The organism is Pseudomonas sp. FW300-N2A2, assembly GCF_017351735.1.
In the GTDB taxonomy this organism is placed as follows: Bacteria; Pseudomonadota; Gammaproteobacteria; order Pseudomonadales; family Pseudomonadaceae; genus Aquipseudomonas; species Aquipseudomonas migulae.
Window position 1 is genome coordinate 1 of the sequence record NZ_JACNDU010000015.1, and the last position, 15,705, is coordinate 15,705.

General features: G+C 55.7%; 12 protein-coding genes. 7 read left to right on the top strand and 5 right to left on the bottom strand.

The features are described 5' to 3' along the window. Positions 1-124: 124 nt before the first annotated feature. Together J4E42_RS18480 and purU are read right to left on the bottom strand one after the other, a co-directional pair. A complete protein-coding gene (locus J4E42_RS18480; RefSeq protein ID WP_207285822.1) occupies positions 125-316 on the bottom strand; it encodes a hypothetical protein in 192 nt (63 codons plus the stop codon). 86 nt (positions 317-402) lie between these two features. Further along, the gene (purU, locus tag J4E42_RS18485; protein WP_008031689.1) at positions 403-1,251 is read right to left on the bottom strand and encodes a formyltetrahydrofolate deformylase; all 849 of its coding nucleotides are present in this window, start codon (positions 1,249-1,251) and stop codon (positions 403-405) included. Positions 1,252-1,590: 339 nt separating this feature from the next. Between purU and mvaT the strand changes: the two genes are divergently transcribed. After that, positions 1,591-1,968 (top strand): histone-like nucleoid-structuring protein MvaT, encoded by a 378-nt coding sequence (mvaT, locus tag J4E42_RS18490; RefSeq protein ID WP_007933316.1) that lies wholly within the window; start codon positions 1,591-1,593, stop codon positions 1,966-1,968. Between the two features lie 99 nt (positions 1,969-2,067). Here the strand turns inward: mvaT and sbcB are convergent, their stop codons facing one another. Next, positions 2,068-3,498 (bottom strand): exodeoxyribonuclease I, encoded by a 1,431-nt coding sequence (sbcB, locus tag J4E42_RS18495; RefSeq protein ID WP_207285823.1) that lies wholly within the window; start codon positions 3,496-3,498, stop codon positions 2,068-2,070. A gap of 184 nt (positions 3,499-3,682) precedes the next feature. Here sbcB and J4E42_RS18500 point away from each other — a divergent pair, with 184 nt between their 5' ends. From J4E42_RS18500 to J4E42_RS18525, 6 genes are read left to right on the top strand one after another with little or no spacing between them, the layout of a single operon-like run. Continuing rightward, positions 3,683-4,408, top strand: coding sequence for an RDD family protein (locus J4E42_RS18500; protein ID WP_207285824.1), 726 nt, complete (start codon positions 3,683-3,685; stop codon positions 4,406-4,408). Next, on the top strand, positions 4,405-5,382 hold the full coding sequence (locus tag J4E42_RS18505; protein ID WP_207285825.1) for a stage II sporulation protein M: 978 nt from the start codon (positions 4,405-4,407) through the stop codon (positions 5,380-5,382). The genes J4E42_RS18500 and J4E42_RS18505 overlap by 4 nt, the downstream gene beginning before the upstream one ends. Continuing rightward, positions 5,369-6,916 (top strand): DUF4129 domain-containing protein, encoded by a 1,548-nt coding sequence (locus J4E42_RS18510; RefSeq protein WP_207285826.1) that lies wholly within the window; start codon positions 5,369-5,371, stop codon positions 6,914-6,916. Before J4E42_RS18505 ends, J4E42_RS18510 begins: the two co-directional genes overlap by 14 nt. Next, positions 6,913-8,076: a DUF4350 domain-containing protein gene (locus J4E42_RS18515; protein ID WP_207285827.1), complete on the top strand. Its 1,164-nt coding sequence runs from the start codon at positions 6,913-6,915 to the stop codon at positions 8,074-8,076. Before J4E42_RS18510 ends, J4E42_RS18515 begins: the two co-directional genes overlap by 4 nt. Continuing rightward, positions 8,073-9,074 carry a MoxR family ATPase gene (locus J4E42_RS18520; protein WP_207285828.1) on the top strand — a complete coding sequence of 334 codons (1,002 nt, stop codon included), beginning with the start codon at positions 8,073-8,075 and terminating at the stop codon, positions 9,072-9,074. The genes J4E42_RS18515 and J4E42_RS18520 overlap by 4 nt, the downstream gene beginning before the upstream one ends. Continuing rightward, positions 9,071-10,402 (top strand): DUF58 domain-containing protein, encoded by a 1,332-nt coding sequence (locus J4E42_RS18525; RefSeq protein WP_207285829.1) that lies wholly within the window; start codon positions 9,071-9,073, stop codon positions 10,400-10,402. The genes J4E42_RS18520 and J4E42_RS18525 overlap by 4 nt, the downstream gene beginning before the upstream one ends. Positions 10,403-10,450: 48 nt before the next feature. Here the strand turns inward: J4E42_RS18525 and J4E42_RS18530 are convergent, their stop codons facing one another. Together J4E42_RS18530 and J4E42_RS18535 are read right to left on the bottom strand one after the other, a co-directional pair. Then, the gene (locus J4E42_RS18530) at positions 10,451-10,990 is read right to left on the bottom strand and encodes a hypothetical protein (RefSeq protein WP_207285830.1); all 540 of its coding nucleotides are present in this window, start codon (positions 10,988-10,990) and stop codon (positions 10,451-10,453) included. A 66-nt stretch (positions 10,991-11,056) separates the two neighbouring features. Beyond that, entirely contained in the window at positions 11,057-15,634 is a 4,578-nt protein-coding gene (locus J4E42_RS18535) for a neuraminidase-like domain-containing protein (RefSeq protein WP_207285831.1), read from the bottom strand. Between the last annotated feature and the right edge of the window lie 71 nt (positions 15,635-15,705).

Genomic DNA, 15,705 nt, shown 5'->3' on the forward strand with positions numbered 1-15,705 from the left:
AAAGGGGCAAGAGCGCTTGGTTACTTGGCGCTTCTCCAAGTGACTCGCCGTAAGGGCGAAACCAATAGCCGCCGTTACCAAAGAAACGGATATGTACACAATCAAAACGAGCGAACGCCAGACCTCAAGACCGCTTCGCCGGCAAGCCAACGCCTACAAGGTCAGGCTCAGGATTCAACTGCTCCCACAACTCCGCCGCACCGGGAAATTCCGTGCCGTCTTCGGCACTCATATCATCCGGATCATAACGACTCAAACACCCCTCCCCCAATGTCGCGGGAGCCTTGGAAGTAGCTTTGTCCAGTGGATCAGCCATGGTCATGTCCTCAGTGCAGAAACGGCGAAGGGCCTGGAACGATTGAACGCCCAGGCCCTTCGAATTTCAACCGCGTCGTGTGACGGTCAGAACACTACTGTCTTATTACCGTGCACCAGCACCCGATCTTCCAAGTGATAACGCAGACCGCGAGCCAACACCATTTTCTCGACATCACGACCGAAACGCACCATATCTTCGATGCTGTCGCTGTGGCTGACGCGCACAACGTCTTGCTCGATGATCGGGCCCGCGTCCAGCTCTTCGGTCACGTAGTGGCACGTCGCACCGATCAACTTCACCCCACGCATGGAAGCTTGGTGATACGGCTTGGCGCCGACGAACGACGGCAGGAAGCTGTGGTGAATGTTGATGACCTTGTGCGCATACTCGCTGCACAACTCGGGCGGCAGGATTTGCATGTAGCGGGCAAGTACCACCACTTCGGCATCGTGCTGTTTGACCAGGCGCGAGACTTCGGCGAACGCCGGCTCTTTATCCTGCGGATTGACCGGTACGTGGTAGTAAGGAATGCCGTGCCACTCGACCATGCTGCGCAAATCATCATGGTTGGAAATCACACAGGAGATTTCGCAATCCAGTTCATCGCTGTGCCAGCGGTGCAGCAAGTCGGCCAGGCAATGAGATTCACGGCTTGCCATCAACACCACACGCTTCTTCTGCGCGGTATCGGTAATGCGCCAGTTCATCGAGAACTCTTCGGCAATCGGCGCGAACGCCTCGCGGAAAGCCTCGATACCAAAAGGCAGCGAGTCGGCACGAATTTCGTGACGCATGAAAAACCAGCCACTGAGATTGTCCGAGTGGTGGCTCGCTTCAGTGATCCAGCCGTTATGTGACGCCAGAAAGTTACTGACTTTAGCAACGATGCCGACGCGGTCCGGGCAAGCAATCACCAGCCGAAAAGTGCGCATGAGGGGGAAACTCCAGAACTTCGCAAAGGCCGCCATTCTAGCGATTGCGCAAAAAAACTGCAGTATAGATGACACCTCGCGTTGCACGAAGGCCGGTGGCACAAGCGTTGAGGGCTGTCGGTTACCTGCGCGATGGTGATCCTGTCAGCATTCTTCAAGCATTCAATTGTGAATATCTGTGATACCTGCGTCACACTATTTAACTGTACATCCAATTTGCGCCCTATTCATCGCAACTAATTTAAATAAACCCCGGTTAAATGTTTACTTGATGAAACACCCTGACTATTATTGCCGCACTGTCCCCTGCCATCCAGCGCACAACATAAGGTAGTCCCCATGTCCTTGATCAACGAATATCGTGCCACCGAAGAAGCTATCAAAGAGCTGCAAGCCCGTTTGAAGAACCTGTCCCAAGACGACAAACTGCAAACCGAGCTGGAATTCGAAGGCAAACTGCGCACCCTGATGGGCGAATACTCCAAGTCCCTGCGTGACATCATTGCGCTGTTGGATCCAGAATCCAAAACCAAAGCACCACGCGGCGGCGCAGTAAAAACTACTGGCACCAAGCGTGCTCGCAAAGTTAAACAATACAAAAACCCGCACAACGGCGAAGTCATCGAAACCAAAGGTGGCAACCACAAAACTCTGAAAGAGTGGAAAGCCAAGTGGGGCGGCGACGTGGTTGAAGGCTGGGCTACCCTGCTGGGCTAAGCCGCAAAGCTTGTCGCAGACCCATCCGCGACAAAAAAGAACGCCAGCAATCGCTGGCGTTTTTTTATGCCCGAGATTCAGGCCCGTGCATTTTCATTTTCAAAGATTCAAACGTTTGCGCAATGCCTGGACATAATTGTTCCACTCATTGAGCACCTCTTGCTGGAATGGCGTCGCAGTAATGTTCAATTGGGCTGCAGCTTCTACAAATGCTTCCAGGGTATTGGGTGCCCCGCACTCGGGCGCTGACAAACGTTGCTGACAGAATACTCGCCAGCGTTCTTGCTCTTCGAAACTCAACGTTTCGGGAAAGTTACGTGCGCGATATCGAAACAATAATTCAGGCAAACGTTCATCATCGAAAGGCCATTGCTCTTGCGCTAATTGCGCCGGGTCAGCCGCCCGGACTTGCTCACAAAGACGCCGGTCCCGATCACCGATAAAACCATCGTATAACTGTTGTTCAGGGTCTTGGCTCTGAGCGAAATCCTCTCGGGCATAAATGGCCTGAACTTTATCTCGCCAAATTGTTTGTGCGGCACTTAGTCGCAGCGTGCGTTCCTGATAAAGCGCCATATCCAGCCCCAGTCGTTGCTGATCATCGGGACGAAGCACCGACAACGGCGCCACCACCGGGCATTTGTTGATGTGGATGAGTTTGAGCGGTACCGGCAGTTCGCCTTCGGCCAGTTCATCGCGACGGGTATACAAACGCTGGCGCAAGGTCTCGGCATCCAGGTCGAGCAACCCCTGGGGATCCAGGTGCAGGTCACAGACAATCAGCGCGTTCTTGTTGCGCGGATGCCAGGCCAGCGGCAACACCACGCCGACATAACTGCGTGCCGCCGAAAAACGCCCGGAAATATGCGCCATCGGCTGCAACAGCCGAATCTGATCCATCACCTTTTGTTTGCTGCGCAACTGAAACAGCCAGTCGTAGAGCTTCGGCTGTTTTTCCCGGATCAGCCGTGCCAGCGCGATGGTCGCGCGAACGTCCGACAGCGCTTCGTGAGCATTACCGTGATCGATGCCGTTGGCAGCGGTCAGGCGTTCGAGTTTGAGCGTCACCCGTCCTTCGTCGTCCGTCGGCCAAACCAGGCCATCGGGCCGCAAGGCATACGCCGCACGCACCACATCGATCAGGTCCCAGCGACTGTTACCGCCCTGCCACTCGCGGGCATAGGGGTCGAAGAAATTTCGGTACAGGCTGTAACGAGTCATCTCGTCGTCGAAACGCAAGGTGTTGTAACCCGCGCCACAAGTGCCCGGTGCCGCCAGTTGCGCGTGAACCCGAGTCATGAAATCGGCTTCGCTCAAACCGTGTTCGGTCAGTTGGCCCGGCGTGATGCCGGTGATCGCGCAGGCTGCCGGATGCGGCAGGATGTCTTCACTGGGCTGGCAATAAAGATTGACCGGCTCGTCTATGACATTGAGATCAAAGTCAGTGCGCAGCCCCGCCACTTGCAGTGGACGGTCGCAACGCGGGTTGATGCCGGTGGTTTCATAGTCGTACCAGAAGATCGAGGTCACGGGCTATTCCTGAACTGAAGATCGGCGAAGTCTAGGCGTTCACATCCCGCCCCGGCCAGTAATCTTGCATTCAATCACCTCTGACCACGCACCGTGCAATACATAGTTATGTCGTTCCCCCCCGTGAGGCTGCTAGCATCGGACACACAGAGAATCCCGATCAGGCCACATCACCAGGTTGCCCATGCTCGAGACCACAGCACTGCAAAGGAAAGCGACGCTGTCCCCGCCACTGGATACGCGGTATCAGGTTGAAACGCCGGAAGGCATCGACTTGCCACTGCGCCCGGCCGGGTTGATGGTCCGTGCGCTGGCGTTCTCCATCGACCTCGGGCTGCGCGGGCTGATTCTGGGTCTGCTGTTTATCGTCCTCGCGTTTCTGGGGAAACTCGGCGCCGGGCTGGGCTCGATCCTGCTGTTCGCAGTGAGCTGGTGGTACATGGTGTTGTTCGAAGTGCTCAATCAGGGGCGCTCGCCGGGCAAGCAATGGATGGGCCTGCGGGTGGTGCAGGATGACGGCACGCCGATCGGCTGGTCCGCTTCGCTGTTGCGCAACCTGCTGCGATTTGTCGACCTGTTGCCGTTCGGCTATTTCCTCGGCGCCATCAGTTGCCTGCAACACCCCAGCTTCAAACGCCTCGGCGACCTCGCCGCCGGCACGCTGGTCATTTACCGCGAACAGCCGCTCACCCGACCGCAAGTACCCGACGTCGAACCGCGACGTCCGGCCTTCGCCATGACGCTGACCGAGCAACGCGCCATCCTAGGGTTTGCCGAACGCCAGGGTGAACTCTCCGAAGCGCGGGTCAATGAACTTGCCTCTATCCTCGCCCAACCGTTGAACGTCCCAGCGCCACGGGCGGTGTCGGAACTCAACGGCATCGCCCGCGGCTTGTTGGGCCCCGCATGAAGCAAAGTCTTTTCGAGAATCGCCACAAGGCTGAATGGGCGCAGTTTTCCCTCATGCTCGACAGTCTGGAGCGCAACAAAGACACCTCACGTGTCGCCAGTTTTGCGAAAGACTATCGCCGGCTCTGCCAGCACCTGGCGTTGGCTCAGGAACGTGGATACAGCAGTTTCCTGATCGACTCGTTGCAGCAACAGGTCCTGCGCGGGCATCAACAACTTTATCGACATCGCAGCCGCCTGGGTGCCAATGTGCTCGGCTTCATCCTCTCGGATTTTCCGCGGCTGGTGCGCGAACAGTGGCGCTTCGTGCTGGCCGCCAGCCTGATGTTTTTCGGCAGCCTGATCGGCTTCGCACTGTTGGTGTATCTGTTCCCGGACCTGGTCTACAACCTGATCCCGGCGCAACAGGTCAGCGACATGCAAAGCATGTACGACCCCAGCTCCGGACACCTGGGTCGCTCGGCGGAACGGGCGGCCAGTGAAGACTGGGTGATGTTCGGCTTCTACATCATGCACAACATCGGCATCGCTTTTCAGACGTTCGCCAGCGGTTTGCTGTTTGGCCTGGGCAGCGCGTTTTTCCTGTTCTTCAATGGCTTGATGATCGGCGCGGTGGCCGGGCACCTGACACAGATCGGCTACGGGCAAACCTTCTGGTCGTTCGTGATCGGCCACGGTGCTTTCGAACTCAGCGCCATTGCCCTGGCGGGTGCCGCCGGCCTGCAACTGGGCTGGGCATTGATCGCACCGGGGCGCCTGCCACGCGCCGAAGCGTTGCGAGTCGCGGCGCGCAAAAGCGTATTACTGATTTGCGGGGTCATGCTGTTTCTGTTGATCGCTGCATTTATCGAAGCCTACTGGTCATCCATGACCGGGCCGGCGCCGATGACCAAGTATCTGGTCGGCGCGACGCTGTGGTTTTTGGTAGCAATGTATCTGCTGTTTGCCGGACGGACTAGTCATGCGCCTGAGTGACGCGACCGTGGTGATCCGCCCTCGAACAACCTGGGAAGCCATGGACCTCGGCGTCCTGCTGAGCCAGCGGCACCGACGCCTGTTGATGACCAGCTGGGCCATGGTGACCTTGCCGGTTTTCGCCTTGCTCTCTTTGTTGTTGTGGGATTCACCGTCCCTCGCCGCCTTCATTTTCTGGTGGCTGAAACCGGCGTTCGAACGCCTGCCGCTGTACATCCTGTCCAAAGCCATGTTCGGTGAAACGCCCACCTTGAAACAGGCGCTGCGCCAATGGCCGCGACTGCTCAAGCCACAACTGCTCGCCAGTCTGACCTGGCGACGCTTGAGTCTGAGTCGCAGTTTCCTGATGCCGGTGGTGCAACTCGAAGGCCTGAGTGGGCAAGCGCGGCAACAGCGCTTGCAGGTGCTGTTGCAACGCGACGGCGGCGCGGCGCGCTGGCTGACGATCATCGGCGTACATCTGGAAAGTGCACTGTGGATTGGCTTGATGGTGCTGTTTTATCTGTTCCTGCCGCAACAGGTTGAACTCGACTGGAGCTGGCAAACGCTGCTGTCCGCCGCCACACAAGACTGGCGCTGGCTGGAACACCTGACCAACGTGTTTTACGTGTTGGTGCTCGTGGTGTGGGAACCGGTTTACGTGGCCTGCGGCTTCAGCCTTTATCTGAACCGGCGCACGGTGCTGGAGGCCTGGGATATCGAGTTGGTGTTCCGTCGTCTGCGCCAACGCTTGAGCAGTACCGCCGTCACCCTGCTGCTGGCGGCATTTCTGCTGATGCCAGCGGCGCAAACCGTGTGGGCCGCCGAGCCCGCGATCTCACCGGACAGCCCGCGTCTGCTGGACCAGCCTCTGACCAGCCAGGCGTCCCGGGACAGCATCAAGGCGATCCTCGATCAGCCGCCATTCAAGAACAAGGAAACGGTCACCCGCTATCGTTTTGGCGGCGAAGACAAACCCGCCGCCGAAACACCGGACGATGGCAAGGCCCCCGAGTGGCTGAAGGCGCTGCTCAAGTTGCTGGATAACCAGCGTTTCGGTGCATTGGCCACCCTGATTGAAGTGCTGCTGTGGGGTACGGTGATCGGGGTCATCAGTTTGTTGATCTGGCGTTACCGCGACTGGTTGCAGGCGTTCGTCAGTCGCCGACCGAGGTTGCCGCGCAAAGTTGCACGGCCGCTGCCACAGCAAGCATTCGGCCTGGATCTCAACCGTGAAACCCTGCCTGCCGACATCGCCGCCAGTGCGGAAAGCCTCTGGCAAACCAACCCGCGTGAAGCTCTCGGATTGCTTTATCGCGCCCTGCTCAGTCACTTGCTGCACGACTACAACATGGCGCTGAAACCGGCCGACACCGAAGGCGAAGTGCTGGAGCGCGTTGAACACCTGCAGCAACCCGCACTGCTGACTTTCAGCAAAAAACTGACGGGGCACTGGCAGAACATGGCCTACGGGCATCGCCTGCCCCCCGCGCAGGTGCAACAGGAACTCTGTGATGGCTGGCGGGCGCTGTTCAGTTCGGGAGCGGCGCATTGAACCGGCGTCTCTGGCTGGCGGTCGGCGTGTTCATTGCCGTGCTGTTGGCTGTGCTGAGTGTTTATCTGTTCTTCAAGGCAACGCCCTATCAGGCAGACATCGATCACGGCCCTTCGCCCGAAGCCCAGGCCAACCCTTATCTGGCCGCCGAACACTTCCTGCGCAAACAGGGCCTGACCGTCGGCCATGCCAACAGCCTCGACGTGCTGCCGACGCTGGACCCGCGCCAGCACAGCCTTTTGTTGCTCGGCGACCGGCAAAACATGACGCCACGGCAGATTGACCAAGTGATGAACTGGACCCGCGCCGGTGGGCGCCTGTTGTTCATCGCCGAATCACTGTGGGATGAAAAAACCGGCCAAAGCAATGACCTGCTGCTCGACCGGGTGCAGGTGCACCAGTCACTGAGCAAAGACCTCAAGGACCCGCCACCCGCTACCGGTGAGGATCCTTACCCCAACCTGACCAAACTGTATCTTGAGGATGAAGACGCCCCGGCCTACGCCACCTTCGATACCGCGTTCCATCTCGAAGACCCGAACAATCTCGCGCAAGCCTGGGCCAACAGCGGCAAGGCCACGCACATGATGCAACTCAACCAAGGGCTGGGCTCGATCATTGTGGTCACCGACGCCGACCTGTGGAAAACCCCGGCCATCGACCAGTACGACAATGCCTGGCTGCTCTGGTACCTGACCGCGGACACCCAGGTGACGCTGCTGTTCAACACCGATCACGACAGCTTGCTGACCTTGTTGCTGCGCTATTTCCCTCAGGCATTGGTCGCGCTCATCGCCCTGATCGGCCTTGGCCTCTGGCATGTCGGTGTGCGCCACGGTCCATTGATTGAACCGGCGCCGAGAGCCCGTCGACAACTTCAGGAACACCTGCGTGCCAGCGCCGATTTCATCTTGCGCCGCAGCGGTCAGGACAGTCTGCTGCAAGCCTTGCAGCAAGACATCCTGCGCCGGGTACGGCGTCGTCATCCCGGTTTTGATCAACTCGGCGTCGCCGAACAATGGCTGGTGCTCGCACGCCTGACCGGCCAACCCACACGCGCTATCAGCCAGGCCATGAGCCCGCGACCGAAGCAACGGCTGTCCAGCGTTGAATTCAGCCGTCAGGTCGCCCACCTGCAAACCTTGAGGAACGCCTTATGAGTGAACGGATCGAGCCCGGCGCGCCTAGCCATGCCGAGCAGCAACGCCAGCGCGCCAGTTATCTGGCCCAAGCGATAAGAGTTGAATTGCAAAAAGCCGTGATCGGCCAGAACACGGTGATCGATGACGTACTCACCGCGTTGATTGCCGGCGGTCATGTGCTGCTCGAAGGCGTGCCGGGGCTGGGCAAGACCTTGTTGGTGCGCGCCCTCGCCCGCTGCTTCGGTGGCGAATTCGCGCGCATTCAGTTCACCCCGGACCTGATGCCCAGCGATGTCACCGGCCACGCGGTGTATGACCTGCAAACCGAGCAATTCAAACTGCGCAAAGGGCCGCTGTTCACCAACCTGCTGCTCGCCGACGAAATCAACCGCGCCCCGGCGAAAACCCAGGCGGCGCTGCTCGAAGCCATGCAGGAACGGCAAGTCACCCTCGAAGGTCGCGCCCTGCCCATCGCGCAACCGTTCATGGTGCTCGCCACGCAAAACCCCATCGAACAGGAAGGCACTTACCCGCTGCCGGAAGCCGAGCTTGACCGCTTCATGCTCAAGGTACGCATGGACTACCCCGACGCCGAACAAGAGCTGAACATGGTGCGTCAGGTCAGCCGTTCGACCCGGGCCGACATGCTCGATGTGCAACCACTGCGCACCGTGTTGCAAGCCAAGGACGTGCTGGCCTTGCAACGTATCGCCAGTGATTTGCCCCTGGACGACCAAGTCCTCGACTACGCCGTACGCCTGGCCCGCACCACCCGCAGCTGGCCCGGCCTGACCCTCGGCGCCGGGCCTCGGGCGTCCATCGCGCTGGTGCGCTGCGCACGAGCACGCGCCTTGTTGCGCGGCGGCGAATTCGTGATTCCGGATGACATCAAGGGTTGCGCGCTGGCGGTGTTGCGCCATCGCGTACGCATCGCACCGGAGCTGGATATCGAAGGGCTGGAGGTCGATCACGTGCTGCGGCAACTGCTCGATCAAGTGCCGGCGCCACGTCTGTGAAACCCTCGCGCCTGCTGCTGATCTGGCTCGCAATCCTGCTGGCCATAGGCATCGTGCTGGGCACCTTGCGCGCACTGGACATTGCGCTGCCCTCAAGCCTTTTGTCGATCCAGTGGGGTTTATTGCTGGCGCTACTGGCCCTGGCAATACTCGATGCTGCCCGCCTCACACGCCTGCACTCGCCCCGGATAACACGACAAATGCCCGGCAGCCTGGCCCTCGGTCGCTGGAGCGAAGTCCGACTGGACGTTGAGCACAACTTTCCCCAACCACTGACGGTCCAGATTTTCGACCACGTCCCCGACGGCCTGAACTTCGAAAACCTCCCCCTGTCAGTCGAACTTCAGCCCGGCCAGCACAGCCAGGTCGGCTATCGCCTGCGCCCGCTCAAACGTGGCCACTTCAGCTTCGATCACTGCGAAATCAACCTGCCCAGCCCATTGGGCCTGTGGTCCGGCAAACGGCTTCTGAGCGTCACCGACCACACCCGCGTCTACCCCGACTTCGCCCGCCTCTACGGCGGCCAACTGCTGGCGGTGGACAACTGGCTCAGCCAGCTCGGCGTACGCCAACGACAACGACGTGGCCTGGGTATGGAGTTTCATCAGTTACGGGAATTTCGCGAAGGCGACAGCCTGCGCCAGATCGACTGGAAAGCCACCGCCCGGCAACGCACACCGATTGCCCGGGAGTATCAGGACGAGCGCGATCAGCAGATTATCTTCATGCTCGATTGCGGAAGGCATATGCGCAGTCATGATGGCGAACTGGCGCATTTCGATCATGCGCTGAATGCGTGTTTGCTGTTGAGTTACGTGGCGTTGCGTCAGGGTGATGCGGTGGGTCTGAGTACCTTTGCCAGCGATCAACCGCGTTATCTCGCTCCGGTTAAAGGTGCCGGTCAGCTCAACGTGCTACTCAATGCTGTTTACGATTTGGACAGCAGCCAGCGCCCCTCTGATTATCAGGCTGCCATCAGCCAATTAATGGCCCGACAGAAGCGCCGAGGATTGGTGATATTGATCACTAACCTGCGGGATGAAGACAATGAGGAACTGATAAGCGCTGTTCAACGGCTGAGCAAGCAACATCGCGTATTGATAGCAAGCATGCGCGAAGAGGTCCTCGACACCACACGACAAATGACGGTGCAAACCTTGTCGGAAGCGCTGAACTACAGCGGAACAGTTGACTATTTGAACTCACGAGCAGAACTCCATGAACGCTTGGTCGCCCATGGAATTCCGGTAAAAGATGTCCGCCCCAGAGAGCTGGGACCAGAATTGGTGACACAGTACCTGGCCTGGAAACGCAGTGGAGCTCCTTGACTGCTTTTTCACTTGGACGAATGGGTGGATATCACTCATATCGACACATCAATCCGGTCTCCAACACTCAACGTTATCTACGGTGAGACTCTTTAACTCCAATGGAGGCAGCTCGATCTGAATATCAAAATCGGTAGTCCGCAATCCTCTTGCACCCGTAATGTCGGCACCATGAATTTGAAGAGCAACAGATTGATCAGCCTGAAGTACAGTGAGGGTGTGCCTTAGATAAGGATTCCAGCTTTCGTCCTCCACCAAGTCTTTTTTCTTCCCACTTAAATCAATCGAATCCTCCGTACCGTTACTGAACCTTAGAATAACCTTCGAGCCTGGACCATCGCCTTTGTTCTCATATTGAAAGCCCAACAAATACTCAACTTGCGCAAATTGCGAATCCGTAAAGGATGCCGTTGAAACAGACTGCGAGTAGACTCTTTTCCCGTTCAACATCAAAAAGTTTCCGTACAAAATACTTTCATACCACCCCTCCCCACCGCCGCTACCAACGCGCTGCCAATTCGTGTCCCAGCCACTAGGAAACCTCCCGCTTTTTACCAGATTACGACCACGGATTTTTTCTGCACTCATGATGCTCACCTTTCTCTGTTAGCTGCTGTTGTAGTATTCGAAACGCTTCGAATTTGATAGGGCCACTCAGCCGGGCAACAGGTCCATCACAGCATTTGTGTAGTCGTTTCCTCCCGCCTTCGCCAGATAACGAACCTCGACAATGATATCTGTCAAGCTGTCAATCAAGGCCTTCTGTCGCGTGTCGTGCCGTGTAAAGTGCAGTTGCCATCTGGATACCGCACCTGTCCCCTCAAAGGGCAAATAGCGCTCATCACCAAACATCATTTGATGCAAACCGGCATCCTCAATTCCGCGGCTGACGCCTATTTGTTGATGGCTGCGCAGATTTAAAAGAACATACGGTGGCGGCATTTGATCCTTGTCGCCATAAAAGTAATCGAGTATCCCAATGTCTGGTTTAAGCACCGTGGTACTGGCGATTTGCGTCAGTGTTGCGCATACATCCCTGTAAGGGCCAAGTACAACCGGGAGAGTTATCGAAACGCTGACAATCTGGCGACAGTAGTGCCCTGGATAATCGCAGTCAAATAATTGCTGGGTAAATTCAAAGTCGAATTTCCCTGTCTCTTTTATTCCTTTAAGTACGTTATCCCAGTCTTTTTTCGGCTTAATAAATTCGCCCGCTTCAAACAGCTGACGCAGAGAAACTGTCTTGATCAATTCCAGGCGACGCTCGTTTCGACTGAGGAACTCCTTCTCAAGCGACATCAAGTCAAACAGCATGGACTCGCCAGCGCACAAGCCGTAGTAGTTATCCATCCACATATTGGGGCGAATGATCTGCGAATCGAAGTCGCCCATTTCGTACTGAAAACCGGTTTCGGCACTCAGGCACAATCCGGCGACTGCATCGTATGCCTGGAAGTACAGCACAGCCATCTGGCTCAATAGCCAGCGGTACAGTTCGACATTGGTTGAACGGGTTTTATAGAACGAGTACACATCCTGAGCATGAGCGTTGGCTCTTTCAGCATGTTCCAGGCTGGCTCGCGCAGCATAGACCGCATGCATCTGTGCTGCTATTTGCGCGTCCAATACTTGCATTTCACGTTCACCTTGATTGAGCGCCAGTCCCCACTCTTCCGATCTGCGTCCATAGTGAGAGCTGGTTGCTGACCTGTCCGCGGCAATCAGTTCTTTTTCCGCCGCGCCTCCCAGCAATAGTCCCATTGCTCGAAATGAACTGCCGAATATGATGCCGCCGGTACCCGCAGCAAAGCCCATGATCACCATATTCGGCGCATTATTAGCGTAGCCTTCTGCGACGTAAGCCTGGCTCGCATCGCTCATATCAGTCCTGGCTGCCATTTGGTCCTCAAGCGCAGCTACTTCCCCCGCAGACACGTTCTGATCAAGCAACTGGCGATAATGATCGATGCGCCCATCAATCACTTTCTTGCTTTCCTGCAGCGACTTCAGCGACTCTTCCTGTTGTTTCAGCGACTCCTGTTGGATCGCCCTGGCGTAGGCGCCCAGTTCAATTTGCTGCTTTTGCAACTGCTCCTCGAGCAAACTTCGGTCACGTGCTTCCATGCATTGTCGGACTTCGCGGCCAAAACCGATGAGTGTTTGCACTGCGTTTTGGGCCGTGCTCAACATGACCCGGAACCGATAGTGCGGAATATTGCGCCAGCCCCCCGCACTACGGGATGCACCGGACGATCCACCTGCCTGAGCTTGAAGCAACTTCTTCGGGTCTGTCGGTGCAGCAAATAGAGGGATAGACGACTGTTTGCCATCAATCGTCAAGTTATTGCGCATATTGCTAAGGCAGTTGTCGATGTATTTCCAGATACCCAGTACATCTTCATTGGCTGTGGGGCGGAAAACATCTTTTCTAATAATTGAAAAGTCAGTTAACCCGGAAATTCGGGCCGGCAAATTCGCCACCTGTACGTCCAGGGTACGACTGAAATTTTCCAATGCACTGTGAGTGCCGGCCTGGCGACGGGCAAGAATCTTGTCCACACTAGTCGGTTCCCAATGGCTCATAGCCTTCGCTTTGGGAGCATCACCCATCAGAAACAGAGCACGGATATACTGCAGTTTTGCCGCCGCCAGACTGTCGCGGGTCAAATGCCGGTAAAGCGAATCGGCATGGGCAATGATGCACCGTACATAAGCGATAAAAATCGCTTTACGGTAATGAATGCGTTTTGCAAAAGCGATGGCATCGGGGTCCACCAAGTCTTTGGCAACAAAACTGATATCACCCGATTCCAGCAAAGGCCGACAGAGCCAATAACGCTCATTGTTAACCATTGCGCCAGGACGGTTCTCCCGCAGCTGTGGATTAAAAATGTAGTGATACCAGTTTTGTGACTCTCGATAGTTGCGCTCTTCAGCCAGTCGATAGGCGATCAAAAACGGCAGGTGAAAAAATAACTCCCAATAAAACATGCCATGGGCACTGTTGAAGTCCATAGGAATGGTCAATGGATTCGGTGCCTTATCGGGCGACTCCCAAGGCGCGGGCTCGTGAGTAAACTGGGTGGATCTGGACAATACTTCGTCAATGGAAATCGCCGCTTTAGCGACAAGTTTATCGCCAAAGGTAGAGTTAAGCTGGACCCATTTCAACTCGGTACCCAATGGCCGCAGGTCCAGAAACTGCCCTCCAGAACCCTGCTTGCTGATCAATGGCACAGGACTGGTATTTGGCACTTGCAACACTTCCAGCTTATAACGATTGCGACCATACTCTTCGTCGCTGCTTCCCCATACTATGTCGAAGCTCTTGTTGACAGGATTACCTGTCCAGCCATGTTCAATCCAACCAGACTGCCCCCAACCACTCAATTCAACGGTGCCTTTCCAGGTATCCGCCGCAATAATGCCTCCATCAATTATTTTCAGCTCCATCTGCGCTGTCTCTGGTTTCTTTTGCACCTCCAACCTATTAACGGAATTGCCTAAAAACACCTCATTGGCAGCGCTGGACGAACCATAAGCGATAAAAAATCCAGCGCCGCTACGAACGCTACTGGATGACAGCATCCATAGTCTTTCCAGTTGAGCATGAGTCAGCGTAATACCTTTTATCAACTTAACGCCAAACGCCGTACTGACAAAATCAGCCTCGGTAATCGATACCAGTACATCGGCAGTCTCCGCACCTTCATTCTCTAAATGCAAAGAAAAACTAAAGCCTATCTTACCCTGATGATGGCAAGTCAGCTTGATGCCTTTCGCCCCGACTTTTGAAAGCTCAAAATAGGTCATCAATGACAGGACATGTGCACTATTAGCAAACACCAAATGATTCAACGTATAGTCAGGTCTATCAACTTCACACACACCCTGGACCTGCAACACATTAGTAATCACCTCCTCCCCACCGACTATATTCAATCGACTTTTTAAACTTATATTGGTCGATATGTACTTACTGATTAATCCTTCCTGTGTGGAGTCACCTGTTGTGGACACCGATGCCGGAACAAGCGACTGGCGTACGAGGGAACGCTCGTTGATGTGCAACTGATGCTGCAATGCCATGGGATTCGCAAATCGCCCATTGATCAATACTTCGAGACTTTCCTCCTGAGCATCTTGCGGTTCGAACCTTGAGTTCAATGACGCAAACATCCACCCGGGCTTCTCTTCGTCAACCCTCCACATGGCGTCCTTCGACGACTCGATGGGTACATCCGTTGTCGTAAAGCAAACGGCTAATACATCATCCACGTATTTGCGCGCCCCTCCAAAAGTGACCGCCAGCAGACGTGCGGAATCCTTGGGTACAACCGAGAAGTCCTTTTTTCCGAGACTGATGGGAAGTGACCAACGGCCATTGATCGCCAGCTGGGACAGTTTCATTTCCAGATGCCACTGACCCGGAACGACTGTACCGTTCTCAAAGTGCAGATCCGGATCACGAATGCCCTCGACATACACGACCATCAACCGTCCAGCAAAATAAACAGGCCGGATGGCCAATACGTCAGGGCCTAGCGGTAGATCAATAGGCAGCCATTCACTCCAGCATGCCGGATGCAGATACTTGCTTTCCTGTTTTAGCTCAACAGTTGCCTTACGCCAATAATAACCGCAGGGTTCTTCCCGACGACGACCTAAAAAATAATACACCGCGTTCTTGAACTGCTCGCTGCCATCTTCGGTTTCATCTATATAAGCAGATATCAGATCGAGATTGCAGGTCTCCACAAACCTTTTAAGGTGTTCATAAAGGGCCTTCTGCACAGCCGTATTACTCACACTGGCTTGTGCAAGATCGTCTTCCAGAGCTTTGAAGGAAGCAGTTTTATTCAGGCGCATCACCGGATTTATATAGTTCTCTGCATAATACTCAAGAGTTGAGTAACCCGCCCAATCACTAATATTGCAATAACGCTTATGCCAGGCTTCCAACTCTTCCTTGGAAAAGTCCCTTTGGTGGCCGGGCTCCATACCACAGTAAATAGCGCCAATATAGACCTGCATTGCAGCAATGGCTTCAGCCACTCGGGACGAGTCCACTAATGAGCTGACTTGAGTATCCAGCAACAAGTATTGAAACAGATCTTCAAGCGAAGACAGCTCTGGAATTTCAGGTTTTGCGGGGGCCACCTTTGCACGATAAAAGTCGGCCAGCGCTTCGCTGCGATACTCATCAAGCACACCAATAATGGACTTTTCCATTTTATAATCCCTTTCGAAATACCTTCTTCGGAATTTGAAAAAAACGCTACCGCAGCATTCAGTTGAATACC